General features: G+C 51.4%; 19 protein-coding genes, 3 tRNA genes and 2 pseudogenes. 10 read left to right on the forward strand and 14 right to left on the reverse strand.

Annotated features, from left to right (window positions below):
* Positions 1 to 82: 82 nt before the first annotated feature.
* Both mfd and BZK41_RS08940 read left to right on the forward strand, forming a co-directional pair.
* Complete coding sequence (gene mfd / locus BZK41_RS08935) at positions 83 to 3529, forward strand: transcription-repair coupling factor (protein ID WP_079937929.1); 3447 nt, start codon at positions 83 to 85, stop codon at positions 3527 to 3529.
* Between the two features lie 149 nt (positions 3530 to 3678).
* Complete coding sequence (locus BZK41_RS08940; RefSeq protein WP_079937930.1) at positions 3679 to 4644, forward strand: L,D-transpeptidase family protein; 966 nt, start codon at positions 3679 to 3681, stop codon at positions 4642 to 4644.
* 86 nt (positions 4645 to 4730) lie between these two features.
* On the opposite strand, the gene bhsA is transcribed toward BZK41_RS08940, so the two are convergent.
* Positions 4731 to 4988: a multiple stress resistance protein BhsA gene (bhsA, locus tag BZK41_RS08945; RefSeq protein ID WP_003030810.1), complete on the reverse strand. Its 258-nt coding sequence runs from the start codon at positions 4986 to 4988 to the stop codon at positions 4731 to 4733.
* A 243-nt stretch (positions 4989 to 5231) separates the two neighbouring features.
* On the opposite strand from bhsA, the gene comR reads away from it, so the two are divergent.
* Positions 5232 to 5867, forward strand: a complete 636-nt coding sequence (comR, locus tag BZK41_RS08950; protein ID WP_008784432.1) for a TetR family copper-responsive transcriptional repressor ComR — start codon at positions 5232 to 5234, stop codon at positions 5865 to 5867.
* 255 nt (positions 5868 to 6122) lie between these two features.
* Positions 6123 to 8303 (forward strand): TonB-dependent siderophore receptor, encoded by a 2181-nt coding sequence (locus tag BZK41_RS08955; protein ID WP_079937931.1) that lies wholly within the window; start codon positions 6123 to 6125, stop codon positions 8301 to 8303.
* A gap of 57 nt (positions 8304 to 8360) precedes the next feature.
* Here BZK41_RS08955 and BZK41_RS08960 read toward each other — a convergent pair whose 3' ends face one another.
* The 8 genes from BZK41_RS08960 to hinT form a co-directional block, all read right to left on the reverse strand.
* The gene (locus BZK41_RS08960) at positions 8361 to 8900 is read right to left on the reverse strand and encodes a glycine zipper 2TM domain-containing protein (protein ID WP_003030814.1); all 540 of its coding nucleotides are present in this window, start codon (positions 8898 to 8900) and stop codon (positions 8361 to 8363) included.
* A gap of 168 nt (positions 8901 to 9068) precedes the next feature.
* Entirely contained in the window at positions 9069 to 10373 is a 1305-nt protein-coding gene (ndh, locus tag BZK41_RS08965; protein ID WP_003832263.1) for an NADH-quinone dehydrogenase, read from the reverse strand.
* Between the two features lie 730 nt (positions 10374 to 11103).
* A complete protein-coding gene (ycfP, locus tag BZK41_RS08975) occupies positions 11104 to 11646 on the reverse strand; it encodes an alpha/beta hydrolase YcfP (RefSeq protein ID WP_003030817.1) in 543 nt (180 codons plus the stop codon).
* Positions 11647 to 11667: 21 nt separating this feature from the next.
* Entirely contained in the window at positions 11668 to 12693 is a 1026-nt protein-coding gene (nagZ, locus tag BZK41_RS08980; RefSeq protein ID WP_079937933.1) for a beta-N-acetylhexosaminidase, read from the reverse strand.
* Between the two features lie 10 nt (positions 12694 to 12703).
* Entirely contained in the window at positions 12704 to 13528 is an 825-nt protein-coding gene (gene thiK / locus BZK41_RS08985) for a thiamine kinase (protein WP_079937934.1), read from the reverse strand.
* The gene (lpoB, locus tag BZK41_RS08990; protein WP_003832255.1) at positions 13509 to 14150 is read right to left on the reverse strand and encodes a penicillin-binding protein activator LpoB; all 642 of its coding nucleotides are present in this window, start codon (positions 14148 to 14150) and stop codon (positions 13509 to 13511) included. The genes thiK and lpoB overlap by 20 nt, the downstream gene beginning before the upstream one ends.
* Before the next feature lie 13 nt (positions 14151 to 14163).
* Positions 14164 to 14538, reverse strand: coding sequence for a YcfL family protein (locus tag BZK41_RS08995; protein ID WP_079937935.1), 375 nt, complete (start codon positions 14536 to 14538; stop codon positions 14164 to 14166).
* 2 nt (positions 14539 to 14540) lie between these two features.
* Complete coding sequence (gene hinT / locus BZK41_RS09000; protein WP_139762593.1) at positions 14541 to 14900, reverse strand: purine nucleoside phosphoramidase; 360 nt, start codon at positions 14898 to 14900, stop codon at positions 14541 to 14543.
* Positions 14901 to 15249: 349 nt separating this feature from the next.
* On the opposite strand from hinT, the gene fhuE reads away from it, so the two are divergent.
* Positions 15250 to 17436 carry a ferric-rhodotorulic acid/ferric-coprogen receptor FhuE gene (fhuE, locus tag BZK41_RS09005; RefSeq protein WP_079937937.1) on the forward strand — a complete coding sequence of 729 codons (2187 nt, stop codon included), beginning with the start codon at positions 15250 to 15252 and terminating at the stop codon, positions 17434 to 17436.
* 96 nt (positions 17437 to 17532) lie between these two features.
* Here fhuE and BZK41_RS09010 read toward each other — a convergent pair.
* Positions 17533 to 17608: transfer RNA gene (locus BZK41_RS09010), tRNA-Asn, on the reverse strand.
* Positions 17609 to 17614: 6 nt separating this feature from the next.
* Here BZK41_RS09010 and BZK41_RS27740 point away from each other — a divergent pair.
* The 3 genes from BZK41_RS27740 (at position 17615) to BZK41_RS09020 (ending at position 19431) form a co-directional block, all read left to right on the forward strand.
* Positions 17615 to 17722: a DUF5951 family protein gene (locus BZK41_RS27740; protein ID WP_223116619.1), complete on the forward strand. Its 108-nt coding sequence runs from the start codon at positions 17615 to 17617 to the stop codon at positions 17720 to 17722.
* 46 nt (positions 17723 to 17768) lie between these two features.
* Positions 17769 to 19256: an EmmdR/YeeO family multidrug/toxin efflux MATE transporter gene (locus BZK41_RS09015; protein WP_123266936.1), complete on the forward strand. Its 1488-nt coding sequence runs from the start codon at positions 17769 to 17771 to the stop codon at positions 19254 to 19256.
* Between the two features lie 99 nt (positions 19257 to 19355).
* Positions 19356 to 19431, forward strand: a tRNA-Asn gene (locus BZK41_RS09020).
* A 618-nt stretch (positions 19432 to 20049) separates the two neighbouring features.
* Here BZK41_RS09020 and cbl read toward each other — a convergent pair.
* Entirely contained in the window at positions 20050 to 21000 is a 951-nt protein-coding gene (cbl, locus tag BZK41_RS09025; RefSeq protein ID WP_079937939.1) for an HTH-type transcriptional regulator Cbl, read from the reverse strand.
* A gap of 101 nt (positions 21001 to 21101) precedes the next feature.
* On the reverse strand, positions 21102 to 22019 hold the full coding sequence (gene nac, locus BZK41_RS09030; RefSeq protein WP_079937940.1) for a nitrogen assimilation transcriptional regulator NAC: 918 nt from the start codon (positions 22017 to 22019) through the stop codon (positions 21102 to 21104).
* A 326-nt stretch (positions 22020 to 22345) separates the two neighbouring features.
* Here nac and BZK41_RS09035 point away from each other — a divergent pair.
* Positions 22346 to 22421, forward strand: a tRNA-Asn gene (locus BZK41_RS09035).
* Positions 22422 to 22493: 72 nt separating this feature from the next.
* Here the strand turns inward: BZK41_RS09035 and BZK41_RS27510 are convergent.
* Positions 22494 to 22729: pseudogene (locus tag BZK41_RS27510) on the reverse strand (type II toxin-antitoxin system PemK/MazF family toxin); the annotation flags it as partial.
* Between the two features lie 122 nt (positions 22730 to 22851).
* Positions 22852 to 23728 (reverse strand): annotated as a pseudogene (locus tag BZK41_RS27745) (LysR family transcriptional regulator).
* A 99-nt stretch (positions 23729 to 23827) separates the two neighbouring features.
* Between BZK41_RS27745 and BZK41_RS09050 the strand changes: the two are divergent.
* On the forward strand, positions 23828 to 24820 hold the full coding sequence (locus tag BZK41_RS09050; RefSeq protein WP_139762594.1) for a hypothetical protein: 993 nt from the start codon (positions 23828 to 23830) through the stop codon (positions 24818 to 24820).
* The last annotated feature ends 30 nt before the right edge of the window (positions 24821 to 24850 follow it).

Raw genomic sequence — 24850 nt, forward strand, 5'->3', positions numbered from 1 at the left:
CAATTTGCTTATGAGAAACGATCACGGATAATAAAGAACATTGCTTATCAGATGTATATCTAAACGAGATCCTGACAACCGAATGCCTGAACAACATCGTTACACGCTACCGGCGAAAGCTTCCGATCTGCGCCAGTTGGGTGAGCTTACCGGTGCCGCCTGCGCAACGCTGGTCGCCGAAATCGCCGAACATCACGCGGGTCCAGTGGTGCTGATCGCGCCGGACATGCAAAATGCGCTGCGTCTGCATGATGAAATTCGTCAGTTTACCGACCAAATGGTGATGAACCTGGCCGACTGGGAAACGCTACCCTACGACAGTTTTTCTCCCCATCAGGAGATTATCTCCTCGCGGCTCTCCACGCTGTATCAGCTGCCTGCCATGCAGCGCGGCGTGCTGATCGTTCCGGTAAATACGCTGATGCAGCGTGTTTGTCCGCACAGCTATCTGCACGGTCATGCGCTGGTCATGAAAAAGGGCCAGCGGCTTTCGCGCGATGCCCTGCGTGAACAACTGGATAGCGCGGGCTATCGCCATGTTGATCAGGTCATGGAACACGGCGAATACGCCACGCGCGGCGCGTTGTTGGATCTGTTCCCGATGGGCAGCGAGTTGCCTTATCGTCTGGATTTCTTTGATGACGAAATCGACAGCCTGCGTCTGTTTGATACCGACACCCAGCGCACGCTGGAAGAAGTCGATGCCATTAATTTACTTCCCGCGCACGAATTCCCGACTGACAAAACGGCCATCGAGCTATTCCGCAGCCAGTGGCGCGATACCTTTGAGGTGAAACGCGACGCCGAACATATTTACCAGCAGGTCAGCAAAGGCACATTACCTGCGGGTATTGAATACTGGCAACCGCTGTTTTTCAGCGAACCGCTGCCGCCGCTGTTCAGCTATTTCCCCGCCAATACGTTATTGGTCAATACCGGTGATATCGAGACCAGCGCAGAACGCTTCCAGGCCGATACCCTGTCACGCTTTGAAAATCGCGGTGTTGATCCGATGCGCCCACTTCTGCCGCCGGAATCGCTGTGGCTGCGGGTTGATGAGCTGTTTTCTGAACTTAAACGCTGGCCGCGCGTTCAACTGAAAACCGAGAGTCTGGCGAACAAAGCTGCGAATACTAACCTCGGGTTCCAGAAGCTGCCGGATATCGCCGTCCAGGCGCAGCAAAAAGCACCGTTAGATGCGTTACGTAAATTCCTTGAGGGCTTCACCGGTCCGGTAATTTTCTCGGTGGAAAGTGAAGGTCGCCGTGAAGCGCTTGGCGAGCTGCTCGCTCGTATCAAAGTGGCACCGAAGCGGATATTGCGACTCGATGAAGCCATTGATAATGGTCGTTATCTGATGATTGGCGCAGCTGAGCACGGCTTCATCGATAGCAAACGTAATCTGGCGCTGATTTGTGAAAGCGATCTGCTTGGGGAACGCGTGGCGCGTCGCCGCCAGGATTCTCGTCGCACCATCAACCCGGATACGTTAATTCGTAACCTCGCGGAGCTGCATCCCGGTCAGCCGGTGGTGCATCTGGAGCACGGCGTGGGTCGTTATGCCGGGATGACCACACTGGAAGCGGGCGGCATCACTGGTGAATATCTGATGCTCACCTATGCCAACGACGCCAAACTGTACGTGCCGGTGTCGTCACTGCATCTGATCAGCCGCTATGCAGGCGGTGCAGAAGAGAATGCGCCGCTGCATAAACTTGGCGGCGATGCCTGGTCACGCGCCCGACAGAAAGCCGCTGAGAAGGTGCGCGATGTCGCGGCAGAGCTGCTGGATATTTATGCCCAGCGCGCGGCGAAAGAAGGCTTTGCCTTTAAGCATGACCGTGAACAGTACCAGCTGTTTTGCGACAGCTTCCCGTTTGAAACCACGCCTGATCAGGCGCGGGCGATTAACGCGGTACTCAGTGATATGTGTCAACCGCTGGCTATGGACCGCCTGGTGTGCGGCGACGTCGGCTTTGGTAAAACCGAAGTCGCGATGCGCGCGGCCTTCCTCGCCGTAGAGAACCACAAGCAGGTTGCCGTGCTGGTGCCAACCACCCTGCTCGCACAGCAACACTTCGACAACTTCCGCGATCGTTTTGCCAACTGGCCGGTACGCATTGAGATGCTGTCCCGTTTCCGTAGCGCCAAAGAGCAAGCGCAGATTCTGGAGCAGGTTGCCGAGGGTAAAATTGATATTCTCATCGGCACGCACAAACTGCTGCAAGCAGATGTGAAGTTAAAAGATCTGGGTCTGCTGATTGTCGATGAAGAGCATCGTTTCGGCGTTCGCCACAAAGAACGCATCAAGGCGATGCGCGCAGATGTCGATATTCTGACCCTGACGGCAACGCCGATTCCGCGTACGCTCAATATGGCAATGAGCGGCATGCGCGATCTGTCGATCATCGCCACGCCGCCCGCTCGTCGTCTGGCGGTCAAAACCTTCGTGCGCGAGTACGACAGCCTGGTGGTACGTGAGGCGATCCTGCGTGAAGTTCTGCGCGGGGGACAAGTTTATTATCTGTTTAACGACGTCGAAAACATTCAGAAAACCGCTGACAAATTAGCAGAACTGGTGCCGGAAGCGCGTATTGGTATCGGTCACGGGCAAATGCGCGAGCGCGAACTGGAACGCGTGATGAACGATTTTCACCATCAGCGTTTTAACGTGCTGGTGTGTACCACCATTATCGAAACCGGGATCGACATTCCCACCGCTAACACCATCATCATCGAACGAGCGGATCACTTCGGTTTAGCGCAATTACACCAGCTGCGCGGTCGCGTGGGACGTTCTCACCACCAGGCGTACGCCTGGCTGCTGACGCCGCATCCGAAAGCGATGACCACTGACGCGCAAAAACGCCTGGAAGCCATCGCCTCACTGGAAGATTTGGGCGCAGGTTTTGCGCTGGCGACCCACGACCTCGAAATTCGCGGCGCCGGGGAATTGCTGGGTGAAGATCAGAGTGGTTCCATGGAAAGCATCGGCTTCTCGCTGTATATGGAACTACTGGAAAACGCCGTCGATGCGCTCAAAGAAGGGCGTGAGCCGTCACTGGAAGATCTCACCAGCCAGCAAACCGAAGTTGAACTGCGCATGCCGTCTCTGCTGCCGGACGACTATATCCCGGATGTCAACACACGCCTGTCGTTCTACAAGCGCATTGCCAGTGCGAAAGGCGAAAACGAGCTGGAAGAAATTAAGGTCGAGCTGATAGACCGTTTTGGCCTGCTGCCCGATCCGGCTCGTACGCTGCTGGATATCGCCCGTTTACGCCAGCAGGCGCAGAAACTGGGGATCAGAAAGCTCGAAGGCAATGAAAAAGGCGGTACCATTGAATTTGCCGAGAAAAACCACGTCAACCCGGTCTGGCTGATTGGTTTACTGCAAAAACAGCCGCAGCACTTCCGCCTGGACGGTCCAACCCGACTGAAATTCATGCAGGATCTGGGCGAGCGTAAAACGCGGATCGACTGGGTCCGCCAGTTTATGCGCCAGCTTGAAGAAAACGCCGTAGCATAGTGAACAGGCCGGGTGAGCACACCACTCACCCGGCCTGATGAATTTACAAACTCTTTGCACTTCCCTGCACTTCCCGACACAGCAAACCGCCATAATTCTCGTTTACTTTTACATAATAAAAACCACGTAAAAACAATGGATTTATGGTGATGTTAAACAATAAACGACTCTCTCGCTGGTTCGCGTTTTTTACGCTTGCAGCGACATTCGCGTTAGCACTTCCGGCACAGGCAAACACCTGGCCGCTACCGCCACCGGGAAGCCGTCTGGTGGGCCAGAATGCCGTTCACGTAGTTGAAGACAATGGCGGTTCTCTGGAGGCGATTGCGAAAAAATATAATGTCGGCTTTTTAGCGCTGCTGCAGGCCAACCCTGGCGTTGACCCTTACGTACCACGTCCGGGAAGCGTTTTGACGATCCCGTTACAAACCCTGCTACCTGACGCCCCGCGCGAAGGCATTGTTATCAACCTCGCCGAACTGCGTCTTTATTATTACCAGCCGGGAACAAATTCGGTGACCGTTTATCCTATTGGTATTGGCCAGTTAGGCGGTGACACGTTAACGCCTACGATGGTAACCTCCATCTCTGATAAACGCGCCAACCCCACCTGGACGCCGACGGCAAATATCCGCGCGCGATACAAAGCAAATGGGATTGACCTGCCTGCCGTTGTGCCTGCCGGTCCGGATAACCCGATGGGCCATCATGCGATTCGCTTAGCGGCATACGGCGGCGTGTACCTGTTGCACGGAACCAATGCTGATTTTGGCATCGGAATGCGCGTCAGTTCCGGCTGTATTCGTCTGCGCGACGGAGATATCGAAACCCTGTTCCGTCAGGTAACGCCCGGAACTAAGGTCAACATTATCAATACGCCGATCAAAGCATCCGTTGAGCCTAACGGCGTGCGGCTGGTAGAAGTGCATCAGCCGCTGTCCGAAAAAATCAATGACGACCCGCAGCTGCTGCCAATCGTGCTGAACGCGTCCATGCAGACATTTAAAAATGCGGCGCAAACTGATCCTGCCGTCATGGAACATGCGATGGAGATTCGCTCAGGCATGCCGGTCGATGTGACCCGTCATCACGACGTTGCTCAACAGCCGATGTAAACTCCGCACATAAAAAAACCCCCGCTGGATTATATTCCGCGGGGGTTTTTTATTTAACTCGCAGTGGCATTGCGATGGGTTAAATCTTATTTGTAGATAACAGCAGTTCCGTGAAGGGTGTTAGGACCGGTAACGGAAGTAATACGGAAAGACTTCGCACCCATCTCATCGGCTTTCTGCGCCAGCTGATCTTCCAGTGAACCTAAGTTAGTCCCCGCATTCGCAGAAATAGTACCGACTTTCTCTTGACCCGCAGGTGTGGACTGAACTTCAACAGCGGCAAAGCTTGCAAATGACAGTGAGCTAAGAACAGCAGCAACAAACAGTGTTTTTACGTTTTTCATGATAGTGACCTTTAGCAGATGAATGGGTGTCGAAAAGATTAACTTAACGATCGATAGGTAAATCATAAATGTGATCCAGGTCACACGTCAACACTTTTTTATAATGATCGTTATATAAAATATAAAGGTCTTATTTTTCATGCTAATAGCTATAAATTATTTTTATCGTGAATCCGCTGGAGTGTGCAGTCGAATATTTTTATAATGGTTATTCAATAAACCCAACAAAGGTACATCGGCGCCATGACAACTGAAACGACAGGTTGTGCTAAAAAAAGCCGTGGCCGACCAAAAGTGTTCGACAGGGAAGCCGCGCTTGATAAGGCCATGACACTCTTCTGGCAGCACGGATATGAAGCGACCTCGCTCGCCGATCTCGTGGAAGCCACCGGCGCAAAAGCGCCCACGCTGTATGCGGAGTTCACCAATAAAGAAGGGTTGTTCCGTGCCGTACTGGACCGCTACATCACCCGCTTTGCGGCGAAACACGAAGCCCAGCTGTTTTGTGAAGAAAAAAGCCTTGAGTCCGCACTGGAAGACTATTTCACCGCCATAGCGACCTGCTTTACCAGCAAGGACACCCCGGCGGGATGTTTCATGATTAACACTTCTGCGACGCTGGCAGCCTCTTCCCGCGATATTGCGCACACGGTGAAATCCCGCCATGCAATGCAGGAGCAGACGCTTACCCAGTTCCTTCACCAACGCCAGCAACGAGGCGAAATTCCAGCCCATTGCGACGTGCAAAAACTGGCTGAATACCTGAACTGTATTTTACAGGGTATGTCGATCAGCGCCCGGGAAGGTGCAACGTTTGAAAAACTGATGCAGATCGCACACACAACCCTGCGGCTGTGGCCCGAACTCGTCAAAGCTTAACCCTTTCCCACAATTCCCCCGCAGTACTCACACCACCGGGAGCTGATAAAGCCCCCGGTTAGAATTTCACGCATTACCCCTACATTTTCCATTGTTTTCATCATCTTACCCGATCATTTTTTGTAAAAAGTATTGATAACAACAATTATTATCAGCAATATTCGCATTTGTTTTAACGCCTGTTTCACAATGTAACTATCGGTTTCTCTACCGCCATAACAAAAACAGTTCGACTCTTTTTTAAAAGGAATACAAATGCATAAGCGTCTCTGGGTGCTCAATCCTCTCCTGTTGTCTTTAACCCTTCCGGCCATTGCGGCTGAGGAAGAGAATCTCATCGTTAGCGCCAACCGTAGCCAGCGCACCGTGGCAGAAATGGCGCAAACGACCTGGGTTATTGAAGGAAGCGAGATTGAACAACAGGTTCAGGGGGGAAAAGAGTTCAAGGATGTTCTTGCTCAGTTAATCCCAGGAATCGATGTCAGTAGCCAGGGGCGCACAAACTACGGCATGAACATGCGCGGTCGCGCCATTGTCGTGCTCATTGACGGCGTCCGTCTGAACTCCTCGCGAACCGACAGCCGTCAACTTGACTCCATTGACCCGTTTAACATTGCGCACATTGAAGTCATTTCAGGCGCAACCTCACTTTATGGCGGCGGCAGTACCGGCGGATTAATTAACATCGTCACCAAAAAAGGCCAGCCGGAGCGTGAAGTAGAACTCGAACTGGGGAGCAAAAGCGGCTTTAACAATAGTAACGATCATGATGAACGCGTTGCCGCGGCGGTGAGTGGTGGAACCGATCGCGCTTCTGGACGAATGTCCGTCGCGTATCAACGTTTTGGCGGCTGGTATGACGGCAACCACGATGCCCTACTGCTGGATAACACCCAAACCGGGCTACAGCACTCCGATCGTCTGGACGTGATGGGCACAGGGACGATTGAACTTGACGACAACCGTCAGTTGCAACTGGTTACTCAGTATTATAAGAGTCAGGGGGATGACGATTACGGGCTGGATCTCGGCGAGAACATGTCCGCCGTGACCGGAAACGGCAAAGCATATACCAGCAGCGGACTGAATTCCGATCGAATTCCCGGCACCGAACGTCATCTGATCAGCCTGCAATATTCAGATGCGGATTTTTTTGGCCAGAACCTGGTCAGCCAAATCTATTACCGTGACGAATCGCTGAAATTCTACCCCTTCCCTACGCTCAGCAAAGGTAAGGTCACGAGTTTCTCCGCATCACAGCAGGACACAGACCAGTTTGGTGCCAAAATTACCCTTAACAGCCAGTTGATGGATAACTGGGAGCTGACGTGGGGTGTCGATGCCGATCACGAAACCTTCGACTCCAATCAGAAATTCTTCGATCTGGCCTGGTCCCTGCCCTCCGGCGGTATGGATAACCGTACCGCTTATACTACCGGACGTTACCCCGGTTACAGCATCACCAACTTCGCGCCTTTCCTGCAAAACAGCTATGACATTAACGACATCTTTACCCTCAGCGGCGGTGTGCGCTATCAGTGGACCGAAAACAGGGTTGATGATTTCGTTGGCTATGCTCAACAGCAGGGAATCGCGACCGGGCTTGCGAATTCTGCCGATACCATTCCGGGCGGTAAAACCGATTACGATAATTTCCTGTTCAACGCCGGTATCCTCGCCCACCTGACCGACCGTCAGCAAACGTGGTTTAATTTCTCTCAGGGCGTGGAGCTTCCGGACCCAGGGAAATACTACGGTAACGGCACCTATTCGCTGGTTGGCGATCATTACCAGCTCCAGCGCAGCGTCAACGTGGCGGATTCTCGCCTGGAAGGGATTAAAGTTAACTCATACGAGCTGGGATGGCGCTACACCGGTGATAGCCTGCGCACGCAACTGGCCGCGTACTACTCGACTTCAGATAAATCGATCGTTATCAACCGCAGCGATATGACCATTAACGTTCAGCCCGACGATCGCCGCATTTATGGCCTTGAAGGTGCAGTGGATTATTTCATTGCGGATACGGACTGGAGCCTGGGCGGCAACTTCAACGTCATTAAATCGGAAGTGAAACAGAACGGTAAATGGCAAAAATGGGATGTCACTCTGGCCTCACCGTCCAAAGCAACCGCGTGGGTCGGCTGGGCACCAGAACCGTGGACTTTGCGCGTACAGAGCCAGCAAACATTTGATCTGACCGACGCCAGCGGCAATAAGCTGGATGGCTATAACACTATGGACTTTATCGGCAGCTATCAGCTCCCGTTAGGTAAGCTGACCTTTAGCGTAGAAAACCTGCTGAATGAAGAGTACACCACACTGTGGGGACAACGTGCGCCACTGCTGTACAGCCCAACCTACGGCAGCCCGTCACTGTATGAATACAAGGGCCGGGGTCGTACTTTTGGTCTGAATTACGCCTTAACCTTCTGATAAAAAAAGCCCCCCAGCCTGAGCGAATGGGGGGCTAATGTTCAGGATAATGCTATTTTACGCTTTGTTATTCAGTACCAACTGTCCGTTGTTATCCAACGGAATTTGCGCGCCGGGGTCCTTATCCATACGAATTTTCCCCTGCTGATCGCCAATTTTGTACGTTACGTCATAGCCCAGCATCTTTTCAGATTTGTCATACACCGTTTTACAACGCTGCTGCGTGGTGGTGTAAGTATCGTTTTCCTGCATCGAACCCTGAATCTGGTTACCTGCATAGCCGCCACCTAAAGCACCGGCCACGGTGGCAATATCTTTACCACGTCCACCGCCAAACTGATGCCCAATAACACCACCCGCAACCGCACCCAATACTGAACCCGCGATACGGTTTTCATCTTGTACTGGCTTACGGTGCGTGACCGTTACGTTCCGGCACTCCTGACGCGGTGTTTTTACCGACTCTTTAATCGGTGTTGCAGAGACAACTTGCGCATACTGTGGGCCACGCTCGAAAACGTTCAGACTGGCCACCGCTGCAACACCCAGCGCAGCAGCTACGCCAATCCCTATACCCGCCAACATTGATTTATTCACGGGACTTCCTCCTTTTTTGCTATTAGCAACAACTTTGCAACAGAAGGTAAGGAATGCCAATCAGATTACGGATGAAAATAGCAGGATGAGGCACGAGCGCAGGATGATTCGGAGAACTCTGAAGGAAGGCGCCGGATGCGTAAAATCATCCGGCGCCACACGTCGATATTAATGCAGTTTCAGACGCGGGCGAATCACCCGGTTGATACTGCCGACCAGCATCATCAGGCCGGTTTTGAAGTAGCCGTGCAAAGCAATCTGGTGCATGCGGTACAGAGAGATGTACACAAAGCGCGCAATACGCCCTTCCACCATCATCGAACCACGGGTCAGGTTACCCATCAGGCTACCCACGGTAGAGAAGTTAGAGAGCGAGACCAGAGAGCCGTGATCTTTGTACTGATACGCTTTCAGTGGCTTGCCGTTCATCTGTGCCAGAATATTGTTCATCGCGCAGGTCGCCATCTGGTGTGCTGCCTGAGCGCGTGGAGGCACAAAACCCCCTTCCGGGCGAGCGCAGGAAGCGCAGTCGCCAATCGCGTACACGTCAGGATCGCGCGTGCTCTGCAGAGTTGGCTCAACCACCAGTTGGTTAATACGGTTCGTTTCCAGACCGCCAATGTCTTTCATAAAGTCTGGCGCTTTGATACCCGCCGCCCACACCATCAGATCGGCTTTAATGTATTCGCCATCTTTGGTGTGCAGTCCGCCTTCATCAGCGCTGGTTACCATCGTCTGGGTCAGTACACGTACGCCCAGTTTGGTTAACTCATTATGCGCAGCACCAGAAATACGCGGCGGCAACGCAGGCAGAATACGCTCACCGGCTTCGACCAGCGTAACGTTCAGCGCGTCGTTGGTCAGCCCTTTGTAACCATAGCTGTGCAGTTGTTTTACCGCATTGTGCAGCTCAGCGGAGAGCTCAACCCCCGTCGCACCGCCGCCCACAATGGCGATATTCACTTTTCCGTTTGCGCCCAGATTTGCGGAATACTTCAGGAACAGATTCAGCATCTCCTGGTGGAAACGACGCGCCTGATGCGGGTTATCGAGGAAAATGCAGTTTTCTTTCACGCCAGGGGTGTTGAAATCGTTGGAAGTACTGCCCAACGCCATCACCAACGTGTCATACGGCACTTTACGCTCAGGAACCAGCAGCTCACCCTTCTCATCGCGCAGCTCAGCGAGAGTAATGGTCTTCGCTTCACGATCGATATCCACCACCGAGCCTAACTGGAACTGGAAGCCATGGTTACGGGCATGTGCCAGATAACTCAGCGCATCCACACCTTCGTCCAGAGAACCCGTCGCCACTTCATGCAGTAACGGTTTCCACAAGTGACTGTGGTTTCTGTCTACCAGTGTGATTTTGGCCTTTTTCTTACGCCCGAGTTTTTTACCCAGCTGCGTCGCCATTTCCAGTCCGCCAGCACCGCCGCCGACAATCACGATCCTTTTCAATGGTGTAGTCAACGTGACCCCCTCAAATTTATTAACCAATTGTTAATTAAAAGTTATTAATATAGCCTTTAATTAACAACAAGTTACGGTAATGAAAATGTTCTTCGAGAGTGAGAATAACACGAACGGTGCATTGGTCATACCAAAATTGATGTGTATCAAGTTTTGATGCTGAAAAGATAGACAACCTGAACTTTAAGGACAAAAAAACCAGCCCGATGGCTGTAATGCTCGTCAGTTAAGCATGTATGGTGAACATGTGATTCTTGCTCAGGGTTCCGTTCACCTCAGCGGGTCATTTCTCTGAAGCGCTGATGCCCTGACTTCCAGTAAAAGCTGTTTTGCTGTTTAAACAAAAAAACGCAGTTGGTCAGGTGTGGGCTGGTCCGGCTGAAAATTGCCGACGTGTTTCCGTAAGGCCGGGAGAGCCAGCATGGATGCTGGCTCAGGGCGCGCTTTGCAAGGACGCTTCCTCGCGCCCGGCCCGGTAGCCTGGAGGAATAAGCGGAGGGAACCACGAAGTGGCAATTTTCCCGCCGGGAGCCGGGATTGTAAAGGGCGTGGCGGAGAACGCCCTTTACACGTTCACGGGAATCCGTGTTTCAGAGAAACAATGAGCATGAGGTGAACGGAACTCTATCTCCGAGATAGCATGTTCTTTTCCTCCGCCAGCTTACTGAAACTGAGGCGCTAACTGACTGGTATTAGCCCGGCGGCTGTTTCTTTACGCACTCAATAAGGATTAACCTAACGTCTTGAACGCTTTAATGCGCTGCAAATGCGGAGAGATATTCTTAAACTTATGCGTCTGCTCTTCGTCCCAGACTATCTCGTAAAAATGATGCAGCTCTTCTGACGAACGCTGACTGTTCAGCGCTTCATCATGACGTGACAGGATCACCAGGCAGCGATCGCGATTCTTTTCACGGAAATTGGTCACGCATTTTGTTGCGATGTCTGCATACTCCTCAGGTCTGTCGATTTTGCCTTCCATGTTCTCATACGGGAACAGGTTGGGATTAAACACTACCTGACGAATATCACACAGGAAACCAATCCGTTCAGCCCAATATCCCCCGAGCCCCACACCACAAATCAGCGGACGGTCATCCACATTCAGCTGCAGCATTTTGTCCACTTCTTTCAGCAGATGCTGCATATCATGTTTAGGATGCCGCGTACTGTAGCTAATCAGCCTGACATCCGGGTCGATGAATTGCAGCTGCAACACCTTCTCATGGTTGCCCGGGCTGTTAGAGTCAAAACCGTGTAAATAGATAATCATCGCATCCTCGCCAAACTTGCGTTAATGACCTGCTTTCTCTTCCTGCCAGCGCTCATGAAGCTGGTTTAGCTGAGCGCTTACCGTCTTCCAGCGTGCCGAGTCCATCAGTTCCTGACGTGAAAATGAACCTTTATGATACAAACGTGTAACACGTTCTGCATTGATCGGCGACAGATTATCTAACACACTGACCGCTCCCTTACGATTATTGCAGACCAGGATCATATCGCAACCTGCATCCAGCGATGCCTGTCCACGCTCCGCATAGCTTCCCATAATCGCCGCCCCTTCCATCGACAAATCGTCGGAGAAAATGACACCATCGAAGCCAAGCTCCTGGCGCAGCACCGTTTTCAGCCAGTGAGGCGAACCACTCGCCGGACGCGGATCTACATCACTGTAGATGACGTGCGCAGGCATAATGGCATCCAGTTTGTTTTCCGTAATCAACGTCTGGAACACGGACATATCTTTCGCACGAATCTCGGATTCTGAACGAGGATCGGTTGGGGTTTCTTTGTGTGAATCCGCCGTCACCGCCCCATGTCCAGGAAAATGTTTACCGGTCGTTTTCATGCCAGCAGCATGCATCCCGTCAATGAAGCAGGTCGCCATCGCCAGCGCTTTTAGCGGATCGGCATGGTAAGAACGCTCGCCGATTGCCGCGCTGATATGGCCCACATCCAGTACCGGTGCAAAGCTGATATCAATGTCCATCGCGATCATTTCGCTGGCCATCAACCATCCAGCGTCCTGAGCCAGTTTGCCGCCCTCTTCCAGACCGTGCAACGCAGCAAAGGATTGAGCCGCAGGCAGACGGGTAAAGCCTTCACGAAAACGCTGTACGCGCCCGCCTTCTTGATCTACCGCCACCACCAGATGGTTACGTGACGCAACCCGGATCTGACGCACTAATTCACGCAGCTGTTCCGGGTCATGATAATTTCGGGTAAAGAGGATCAACCCACCTACCAGCGGATGTGCCAGAATCTCACGCTCTTCAGCGTCCAGCTCATACCCTTCGACATCCAACATTACTGGGCCCACACTGCTCTCCTTATCCTTTCATTGTTAGCTGCCGCCAGGTTTCATCGGCCAGCCTGATAAATTTTCGATCGCCGGTTTGCCGCCAGCGATACTCAAACCACCCCGCCTTCAGCATCATTATCCAGGGTTGCCATTGTCTGACCTGTCGCCACAAAACGTCTGGCTCAATGTGCGCTCGTTGGGCGTAGGTGCTAACCAGCTGTTGGTGCTGGGATTCATCGCTGACCCATACCGCCGCCAGCTCCAGGGCAATATCACCGTCTCCAGCGTATTCCCAGTCAATCAGCCGCAGCCCTGAGGCTGTACGTACGATGTTGTCACCGTGAACATCCATATGCAGCGGCCCCAGACGCAAAGGCCGAGGCTCACCTCGTTTCCTTAGCCGCTTCAGCGCGCGCAGCCAGCATGGCGTACGACGCGCCGGATCGCCACACTGCCAGTACTGTTCAAGTAGCGGCAGCAGGCTGATTCGCCAGCCCAATCGGGGTTGCTGATGCAGATGATACAGTAAGCCTGCAAGTTCGTCGGCGTCCGGTAATCTGGATTCTACCTTACCGTGAAAAAACTCGACTGCCATCCACCCACGCGTATAAAAAAGAGGACGTGGCGCAAGGCTTTCTGGCAGGCGTTTTAACGCATGATATTGGCGTAAGAAATGCGATTCCGGCGCGTCAGGGTCGTGATGACAACGCAGTACCAGACGGTGAGAATGATGCTCAATGATGCAGCTCCCGCCGCTCAGACCGGGTTGGCTGGCTGCGACGGGATGATACTGCGGGAAATAGCGCGACAACACTTTGCCGCGCGTGAGTTTGTTATTGTTGCTGAACGGCACCTTTACCTGACCAGATTATCTCGCCAGTTTGTACCAGCATTAATTGCATTTGCAGCGCAGGCGAATTGACGTTGCCAGATGCGCTGGAATAAAGCACATACTGCGCACCAACGTTACGGGCGATACCAATCGCCTTACTGCGTGTTCCCAGGCTATCGTTTGGCGACAGACCTAACTGCTGCTTGGCGACGGCCAGTTGCTGAGCGGAAACCAGAGTAAACTTACCGTTATTCGCCAGCGCGTTACGCAAGGTCTCGGTGGCTTCCCCCGCGTTCAACGAGCCGTTGGTACGGTTATTCACGCTATCAACCAGCAGAACGCCACCCGCTTTGACGCCGTCGGCCTGCAGCATTTTGCCGACCATCGGCTGCATCGCCCCGTTCCAGTCATAATGACGTTGACGTGGCGTCGGCTGCGCCGTTTGGTCCTCGTGCTCAATCGGACCCGGCTGTTGCGGTATGGTTGGCACCGTTGGCACAACCGGCACCGGCTGTTGCGGCTGCGCAGGCTGTTCCGGCACCGGCTTGACTTCCTCTACCGGCGCGGGCTCACGTTGCACCACACAGCCAGAGAGAAACATCGCCAGCGCGGCAATCAGTGCGTAGCGATTCATTTTGTTCATCAAGATTCACCCCTTACAAATAAAGATAAAGTCTAACCTTGTGCGCCCCCAGATAATTGGCGCTGCCGTACAGCGTCACCGACGAATGAGCCGGAACAGTCACACTGCGTGGCGCTTCCAGAGGGTGCATTTCCAGCCCCCTGGCGTCATACCAGTAAAACCGATAATGAACGGTAACGGGTTCTTGTCTTTCGTTATAGAGTCGCGAGGATGCCGAGGCCTGAATATCAGACGTGGTTAACGTGGGCTGTTCTGCTGTTATACCCGCCGCCAGAATCGTTGATTCCATCACCAGCGACTGTTCATCACTTACCGGGATTTCAGGATGTGTTCGACAACCCGCCAGCAACAGCAAGCCCAGTGAAAGCGCAATGCATCCTCTGGTCATGCTTACAGACCTTTATGCGCGAGCATTGGGCCAAGCGCACGTCCACCCAGCAGGTGCATATGAATGTGATACACCTCCTGCCCCCCGTGGCGGTTGGTGTTCATAATTAAGCGGTATCCATCAGCAGCAATACCTTCCTGCTCTGCAATTTTCGCCGCAACGGTGATCATGCGGCCCAATGCCTGTTCATGTTTCGCCGTCACATCGTTGACAGTTGGGATCAGGATGTTAGGAATGATCAGGATATGCGTTGGTGCCTGAGGGGAAATATCACGAAACGCAGTGACCAGTTCATCCTGGTATACGATATCCGACGGAATCTCACGACGAATAATTTTGCTGAATATAGTTTCTTCTGCCACGACGTTTTCCTTTTTCATTAACAGCCCAAGCGTTTTGCCATGCTACGCCGGGTAACTCTGCGAGTATAGAGTATGAGCGAGTTACTCACGCTCTTTCAACTTTAACCCTCGATTTTTTAAGCGAAAACCCCAGTCAGTGCTGCTCTTATAACCATTTCCCTGCGCTATTGCTCAAGCATAGTACTGAAACAATATTTCATTTATGCCGTAGCATCTGTTTACACATTGAGTGCTAATGCGTATATTTCGCATTTGTATTTACATGCGCATTTAATAATTTACAACCAAAGGGTTCATCACAACTACCGGTGATTTGAACTTAATATTAATAATTATCAAGGACTTTTCGATGTCTTTCACAACACTCAACGGGAATGTTCAACGCCAATCGGGCCTAGCACCTTCTTTGCTGGCAGCATGTATCACGCTAGCGCTTTTACCTTCCACCAGCCTCGCAGCCCCTGCTGAAGAGACAGTGATCGTGGAGGGTTCTGCTCCAGCCGCATCCAGTGAGGAGCAGGATTACAGCGTTAAATCGACGACTGCTGGCACAAAAATGCAGATGACACAGCGCGATATTCCGCAATCGGTCAGCATTGTCAGCCAGCAGCGCATGGAAGATCAGCAGTTGCAAACGCTGGGCGATGTGATGGACAACACGTTGGGGATAAGCAAAAGCCAGGCGGATTCCGATCGCAGCAGCTATTACTCGCGCGGATTTCAGATTGATAACTATATGGTTGATGGGATCCCAACCTATTTTGAATCCCGCTGGAATCTCGGTGACGCCCTTTCCGACACCGCCCTTTTTGAGCGTGTCGAAGTGGTCCGTGGCGCTAACGGGCTAATGACCGGGACGGGTAACCCTTCAGCCACCATTAACATGATCCGTAAGCATGCCACCAGCCGCGAGTTCACCGGTAATGTTTCTGCGGAATATGGCAGTTGGAATAAACAACGCTATGTGACCGATCTACAAAGCCCGCTCACGGCAGACGGCAATGTGCGCGGTCGCATCGTGGCGGGTTACCAGAATAACGACTCCTGGCTTGATCGCTACAATAGCGAAAAAATGTTCTTCTCCGGGATTGTCGATGCCGATCTGGGCGACACCACCAGCCTGTCTGCGGGTTATGAATACCAGCGCATTGATATCAACAGCCCAACCTGGGGTGGATTGCCGCGCTGGAATACCGATGGCAGTAAAAATAGCTATGACCGCTCGCGTAGTACTGCGCCGGACTGGACTTACAACGATAAAGACTTCAACAAAGTGTTTGTCACCATCAAACAACGTTTTGCCGATACCTGGCAGGCGACCATGAACGCCACCCACTCCGAGGTCAAGTTCGACAGTAAAATGATGTACGTCGACGCCTATGTTAATAAGGCCGACGGCACGCTGATTGGCCCATATGGCAACTATGGTCCGGGATATGACTACGTCGGAGGAACCGGCTGGAACAGCGGCAAACGTAAAGTGGATGCTGTCGATCTATTCGCCGACGGCGGTTATGATCTGTTTGGTCGTCAGCATAATCTGATGTTGGGCGGTAGCTACAGTAAACAGAATAACCGTTATGAAAGCTCGTGGGCGAACGTTTTCCCCAACGAAATCGGCAGCTTCTATACCTACGATGGTAACTTCCCGGAAACCAACTGGAACCCACAGTCATTGGCTCAGGACGATACCACGCACATGAAATCGCTGTACGCCGCAACGCGTATTTCGCTGGCCGACCCACTGCATTTGATTGTCGGCGCGCGTTATACCAACTGGCGTATCGACACCCTGACCTACAGCATGGAGCAAAACCACACCACGCCGTATGCGGGGCTGGTATATGACATTGACGATAACTGGTCTACCTACGCCAGTTATACCTCAATCTTCCAGCCGCAGAACAAGCACGACAGTTCCGGTAAATACCTCTCTCCGATCACCGGCAACAACTATGAGCTTGGCCTGAAGTCCGACTGGATGAACAGCCGTTTAACCACCACGCTCGCGGTGTTTCGCATTGAACAGGATAACGTAGCGCAATCAACCGGCGTGCCAATCGCTGGTAGCAATGGCGACACGGCCTTTAAAGCGATGGATGGTACGGTCAGTAAAGGGGTCGAATTCGAGATTAACGGTGCGATCACCGATAACTGGCAGATGACGTTTGGCGCGACACGCTACGTTGCTGAAGACAACGAAGGCAATGCGGTAAACCCGAACCTGCCGCGGACCACGGTAAAACTGTTTACCCGTTATCGCCTGCCAGCCATGCCGGAACTGACCGTAGGCGGTGGAGTTAATTGGCAGAATCGTGTTTACAGTGATACGGTCACGCCTTATGGCACATTCCGCGCGGAACAGGGAAGCTACGCCCTGATAGATTTGTTCACCCGCTACCAGGTAACAAAAAAATTCTCAGTGCAGGGTAACCTTAATAACCTGTTCGATAAAACCTACGACACGAATATCGACGGTTCTATCGTTTATGGTGAGCCGCGCAACGTCAGCATTACTGCCAGCTATCAGTTCTGATTCGAAACACATCGCGCTCCACCTGCCCGTCAGGTGGATGCACTGGACTGAAAAAGCAAAAAACCTGCTTAGTTTCCTAAGCAGGCTTCTTAAATATGGCTCCTCTGACTGGACTCGAACCAGTGACATACGGATTAACAGTCCGCCGTTCTACCGACTGAACTACAGAGGAATCGTTGTGGAGGCTTATCTTAGCGGCGAAAAAATTTTTGTCAAACCCCATTTCCTCGAATGCGAATCAATTGATGCTTCTCTCGACACTTTGTTGCATTTACAGACATTTTAAATAGAAAAAACTTTGCAGCTTTTTTGATTCTCCCTCATCATTTGAAATGAGGTTTCAACTTTCTTCGTTAAGGTCCACTTTGAACGTCTCCGCTGCCTTACGCCAGGTCGCTTCCCGCACGCCCTGGTATGCCAAACGCAAGAGTTATAAGGTTCTCTTTTGGCGCGAAATCACTCCGCTGGCTGTCCCCATTTTTCTGGAAAACACCTGTGTGCTATTGATGGGTGTTCTGAGTACCTTCCTGGTAAGCTGGTTGGGAAAAGAAGCGATGGCCGGTGTCGGACTCGCCGACAGTTTTAATATGGTCATCATGGCATTTTTCGCCGCCATCGATCTGGGTACCACCGTGGTTGTAGCATTTAGCCTCGGGAAACGAGATCGTCGACGGGCCAGAGCCGCGGCCAGACAATCGCTGGTGATCATGACAATTTTTGCTATCGTGCTGGCAGCGGTCATTCACTATTTTGGTCAACAGATTATTGACGTTGTCGCAGGTGAAGCAACGCCAGACGTTAAAGCTTTGGCACTTACCTATCTGGAGCTGACGGTGCTCAGCTACCCGGCAGCAGCCATTGCGCTGATCGGTAGCGGCGCACTACGTGGAGCCGGAAATACAAAAATACCGTTGTTGATTAACGGCGGCATGAACATTCTGAATATCATCATCAGTAGCATCCTCATTTACGGGATCTTTTCCTGGCAAGGTCTGGGATTTGTGGGTGCTGGCCTGGGACTGACCATTTCGCGCTACATCGGGGCGATTGCCATCATCTGGGTACTGATGATTGGTTTTAACCCCGCGCTGCGAATTCCCTTCAAAAGCTATTTTAAGCCGCTCAATCTCGCCATTATCTGGGAGGTGATGGGGATCGGCATTCCGGCAAGTATCGAGTCAGTGCTGTTCAATGGCGGCAAACTTTTGACGCAGATGTTTGTTTCAGGCATGGGAACCAGCGTTATCGCCGGGAACTTTATTGCATTTTCTATCGCCGCGCTTATCAACCTACCAGGGAATGCTTTAGGTTCCGCGTCGACAATCATTACCGGCAGACGTCTGGGAAATGGTCAGATTGCCCAGGCTGAAATCCAGCTACGGCATGTATTCTGGCTGTCGACGATCGGCCTGACGGCAATTGCCTGGCTAACCGCTCCTTTCGCCGGAGTGATGGCCTCATTTTATACCCACGATCAGGATGTAAAAGAGGTCATAGTCATCTTGATTTGGCTCAACGCAGCATTTATGCCGATATGGGCTGCATCCTGGGTGTTACCAGCGGGCTTTAAAGGTGCGCGAGATGCACGTTTTGCTATGTGGGTATCGATGCTGGGCATGTGGGGCTGCCGCGTAGTCGCGGGTTACACCCTGGGTATCGTATTAGGATGGGGCGTTGTCGGCGTTTGGTTAGGTATGTTTTTCGACTGGGCCGTACGCGCCGCGTTATTTTACTGGCGTATGGTCACCGGCCGCTGGTTGTGGAAATACCCGCGCCCCGAACGCGAAAAGTGTATAAAACAGCCGGTTGCGTCTGAATAATCGGCGAAATGGGGAATATTTCAGCAAACGATCGCATTTATCCATTCAGGCTTTGACAACGCTGAGCGGCATCGCTAATATTCGCCTCGTTCACACGATTCCTCTGTAGTTCAGTCGGTAGAACGGCGGACTGTTAATCCGTATGTCACTGGTTCGAGTCCAGTCAGAGGAGCCATATTTAAGAAGCCTGCTTAGGAAACTAAGCGGGCTTTTTGCTTTTCTGCGATCCCATTTGCCGGGTAGAGCGCTTCACTCCACACCCAGGCTTTTCCATACTGGCGAGGGGAGAATGTCCGTCTGCTTATGCAAAATGTCTCTATGATCCAATTCGTTAACGTCAGAGTTAAGTACCTTATCGTGCAATGACATCAGAATGAGACCCATAATTGCCCATGCCGATACTGCTGAAAACTGCGCTAACCGCTTTATTAGTAATTCCACTAAGTACTATAGCCGGCGAGAGAGTCACGCTACGTTGCCCTGACAGAGGCTGGGCGGAGGTGACATTTCATCTGTTCCAGCACGTTAGCGTGCTGTGGGAAAACAATAGTTTTTATATTTCCGATGCCCGGCGTAGTCAGAGTAATAAATTCTATACGTTTACCAATCGAGATGTTCTTTCAGTGAGAAATGGATTTCAGTTTATTTATGCGGATTCGGGACGAGCGGTGTCTTGTTCGATATTGTCGCGGGTGCCGACGCAGGATCTGAAGCTGGAGACATTGAGGTAACGCAGCGTTCTATTCGCCATTCACGACGTCAGAGAAGCCCGTATGCTCACGGGCTTTTGTAGTTAAATCTGATAATCAATCACCGCCTCATCTGGCTCCATCGCCTGGCGCTTAATTTCATCGACGGATAACCCTGCATTGCATAGCTCGATGAATCGCCAGACGTAATTGCGCTGCAGCTGTCCGCGTTTAAGCCCCAGCCAAACGGTATTTGCATCAAATAAATGCCGGGTATCCAGACGGATTAAGGTCCCCTCTTCCTGCTCGCCGCTGGATTGCTCTGCCACCAGCCCAATCCCCAACCCCAGCGACACATAGGTTTTAATCACATCCGAGTCCTGGGCGCTGAGAATAATATCCGGTATCAGCCCTTTGCGAGCAAACGCCTCATCGATGCGGGAACGCCCTGTAATCCCCTGACGATAGGTAATTAACGGCCAGTGAGCGATGGACTCCAGCGTGAGCGGAGAAGCCTTCACTAATGGATGGTCGTGAGGAACAAGCAGGCTGTGGTGCCAACGAAACCAGGGAAAAGCCACCAACAATGGATCACTGCTCAGTCGCTCACTGGCAATTCCGATATCTGCGCCGCCATTTTGTAGCAGGACATCAATCTCCTGTGGCGTGCCCTGAATAAGTTCCAGACGCACCTCAGGGAACAGCTCACGAAAGGCTTTTATCACCGCTGGCAGGCTATAGCGTGCCTGGGTATGCGTGGTGGCAATCGTCAGAACGCCGGACGTGTCATTGGTAAACAGATCCGCCAGTCGACGAACATTGCTGGCCTCATTCAGAATACGCTCGGCGATAACCAACAAGGCTTTACCCGGTTCAGTCATGCCCAACAGGCGTTTACCGCGACGGATAAAAATCTCGATACCAAGTTCATCTTCAAGTTCACGAATGTGTCGGCTGACGCCAGACTGCGAGGTGTACAGTATATTCGCGACCTCTGTCAGGTTGTAATCCTGACGGGCCGCCTCGCGGATTATTTTAAGTTGCTGGAAATTCACGTTTCGCTCCGGGCACATCAGACATTACGCTATTGTTAAAGTCTGATGCCCGGCATAACAAATAATAAAAACCTGCATCTTATTCCTTGTGGGAATAAGGTTTAGCTGACCAGCTGCAGTTCACGATTTTCCAGCGCCGGACGGCTAACCAGCGACAACAGGATCTCCTTCACGGCCTGCGCCTGGGGCGATAAGCTCCCTCTGGCTGATACGTTCAACGATAATGGCAGATTCATCGATGGTGTTGTGATGCGCGCCATCCAGCCGTTCGCCGCATTGCATAATGAACGGGCGGCCGACTCAGGTAACACTGTGACGCCCATACCACTGGCAATGGCGGCAGTTAGGGTGGAGATAGACTCAATTTCGCCAATCACTTTAGCCGTTAAGCGACGTAGCGAAAAAGCTTCATCCACGCGCAGGCGAACCGCGCTGTAATCCCGTGGCAGGAACAAATTCATCTGCGCCACCGCGGCTAAATCGACGCTTTGCCCAGGGCACTCACGCGTGCCGACCAGGTACAGATCCTCTTTAAGCAACGGTAGACTGCTGATGCCCGCCACGGGTGAACGCTCATAGAGCACTGCCATATCTAATTGCCCGCTGAGCAGCTTGTCATTCAGTACTGCCCCACTGTTTTCATGCAAATAGACCAGCACATCAGGCAGTTCAGCACGTAGCGTCTGTAATAACGGCATGGTAATGGATGACGCAGCTGTCCCCGGCGCAAGGCCGATAGAGACCTGACCACTCAAGGTCTGGCCCACGTTATTAACCGCAAGTTGCGCCTGTTCGCACTGACGTAAAATCGTCCGGGCGTGGGTATATAACACTTTTCCTGCTTCCGTCGGCGTGACGCCACGCTTGGTACGAATCAGCAATTGCTGATCCAACTCACCTTCCAGCGTAGCGACCTGCTGGCTCAGCGCGGGTTGCGCAATGTGCAACACTTCCGCTGCCTGGGTCAGGCTACCAATATCGACGATTTTCACGAAATATTTCAGTCGTCTGAAGTTCATTTTGCCTCCTGTCGGAATACCAGAACCCGTGCTGGCAGTCATTGAATTCAGGATTGCAAGATGCTTGCCACTTTCGTCTAAAATGGTGTTTTACGGTTAAAACCGCGTAAAGTCAGGAGTAAAAGCGAAGGAAGATCATTCTGCACACCTAAGTATCTCATTCAGGCTGCCCTGGAAGAGGTAGACACGCACCAGAATGGGGCAAAAGCATAAAAAGACGGAAAGATCGCCGCTTTGCTGATTTTGTCAGCAAACGAACACACAAATGTATTTACCCCTTTGACAAGCCTCACCACCCTCGCTAATATGCGCCTCGTTCAAACGATTCCTCTGTAGTTCAGTCGGTAGAACGGCGGACTGTTAATCCGTATGTCACTGGTTCGAGTCCAGTCAGAGGAGCCATATTTAAGAAGCCTGCTTAGGAAACTAAGCAGGCTTTTTGCTTTTCTGAGTTTGCCTTCCACATCTAAAGCGTCAGCTCAGAATGGCCTCCAGTCTGGCCAACACTTCATTCTTAATAGCCGCAGGTATTTGTTCCTGGCGCTTGCCGTTCCGGGCTCCATATCAATAGTTCTGGGCTGGTCACGGCGAATAACACACGTCGTTTTAGTGCCCGCATCATCCAGTTAAACGCTAAAACCAGCAGCACGAGCAAAGTTTCCGTCACTGGTGACAGGAACCACAATGGGTTGAGATATCCGATTCTCGCTCACAGCAGACTTTAAACTCACCCAGAACGTCCGTTCTGTGCCAGGAGCGGACGGTAGTGACGTTTATATGTTCTATTAATTGGGGAATGCCTATTACAGACATCCCAATAAATGAACAAGTATTAACGATGAGTTTTAATATACTCAACAAAAACTTTAAATGCCGTGGATGCGTATTTTCTATTAGAGTAATAAAGATAGAAACCGGGAAGTTCTGTCAGCCATTCCTCAAGTATAGAAATGAGTTTGCCGCTGTGGATATGAGGCTCTGCCATTTCATACAATACATAGCTGATACCTACTCCCTCTAGTGCCAGACTTAGCGCAACGTCAAGGTCATTTACCTCAATCATACCCTTCACATTAATTTCAATTCGCTCGTTATTGCGACCAAATTGCCACTGGTAGCTGCGCCCACCAGGATAACGAAACTGGATGCAGGAGTGTTCCAAAAGATCCTGGGGCTGCTTTGGTCTGACATGCGAGTGAAAATATTCTGGGCTTGCCACAACGGCGTAACGAATAGGTTGGCCAAGCGGGATAGATTTCAATAATATCACTCAGCCTCACCCCCGCGTCGTATTCATTACTCACAATATCAACCAAATTATCATCCTGAATAATTTCCACCCTAACGTCGGGATAGGCTTTGTTAAATCCAGCGACTATAGGTGCGAGTCGGTAACGCCCCCCCAGTCTGACGGCGTTAATACGTAGCGTACCTATGGGGGTGCCACGATAATCATTTATTGCTTCAATGGCATCAATTGCATGATTAAAGAGCGGGGAAAGCGATTCAAATAATTTATGCCCTGCATCCGTAAGAGATACGCTGCGAGTCGTACGATTAAATAATCGTATCTTTAATCGCTCCTCAAGCTGACGGATAGAGTGGCTCATTGCTGAAGGTGTCACGCCTGCAGCTTCTGCCGCCAATCGGAAACTGCGAAAAGTTGCTACTGCGATAAAGGGTTCAAAATCGGAAATTTTTACACTCATTGATGATTTAATCTCACTAACCCATGAAAATTAATGAGCTTAATTAAAGCTGATTTATGTTCTAAAGTCACCTCATCAGCAACGCTTAAGTGAGAAACCATGATGAATTATAAAATGATCCAGCAGATTTTTATCGCCGGTGGTTATGGGATGATAGGCAGTAACCTGGCCGTTCAACTACGGGCACGTTTTCCGGACGCAAAATTAATCCTGGCTGGCCGCTCGCCGCAAAATGGCGAAAAACTTGCTGCTCAGTTAGGAAACAGCATGACTGTATGTCTTGATTTGAAGGGCAGGGATCTTCCCCTGCTAGTATCTACTTCACAACTGATTATCAGCGCCGTACCCGATCCAAAACATATATTGGGTGAATATGCTATTCGCAACAATATTGCTTTTATTGATATCACTCTAGGGACCGCTGACGGTTATGCACCACTACTGAACATGGCGATGTTTCATCATACAACTTCGCCGATCGTACCATTAGGGTACTATGAGGCGGGAATATTTTTACCGCTGGTTGATAAACTTGCCAGCCAGTTTAATTCGGTGAAAAGCGTACAGCTAACTGCATTGCATGATCCGGAAGACCCTATTGGCAAAGTTACTGAAATTGAACTTAATCAGGGAATAGCTCCTGCATTTATCCGGAAAGATGGTGTCTGGGGTTATACTGCTGAGCAGAGTCAAATTTGCCTTATCAGTGGTGAATTTGTCGAGACCACTCCGTTTGGTATTTTAGATATCAGTGCTATTGCGGCAATGACATGTGCCGACAATATAAGGTTGGATGTTGCCATGGGGACTTCCGAGGGTAAGAGAAAGGCTACCCAAGCCTCGGTTGAGTTGTATGTTGATATACAGGGTGTTAACGTTTCAGGTGCTTCAGAGTCCAAACGAATTATCGCCTCTGACCCACAAGGGCAGGCACATTTCACAGCCCTGGGCGTTATCATCGTTATTGAAGCCCTACTTAAAAGCCCATTGACTGGTTTTATGTTACCTGAACAAATAATCGATCAAGAGGCGGCTTTCACAGCAATGCATGATGCTGGTATCGAATTGATTACAGCGAACCAGATACCATAGTCGTATTGCATTAGCGGTTGATTTGTAATT

The sequence above is a fragment of the Citrobacter sp. A316 genome (assembly GCF_002042945.1).
Taxonomy (GTDB): domain Bacteria; phylum Pseudomonadota; class Gammaproteobacteria; order Enterobacterales; family Enterobacteriaceae; genus Citrobacter; species Citrobacter portucalensis.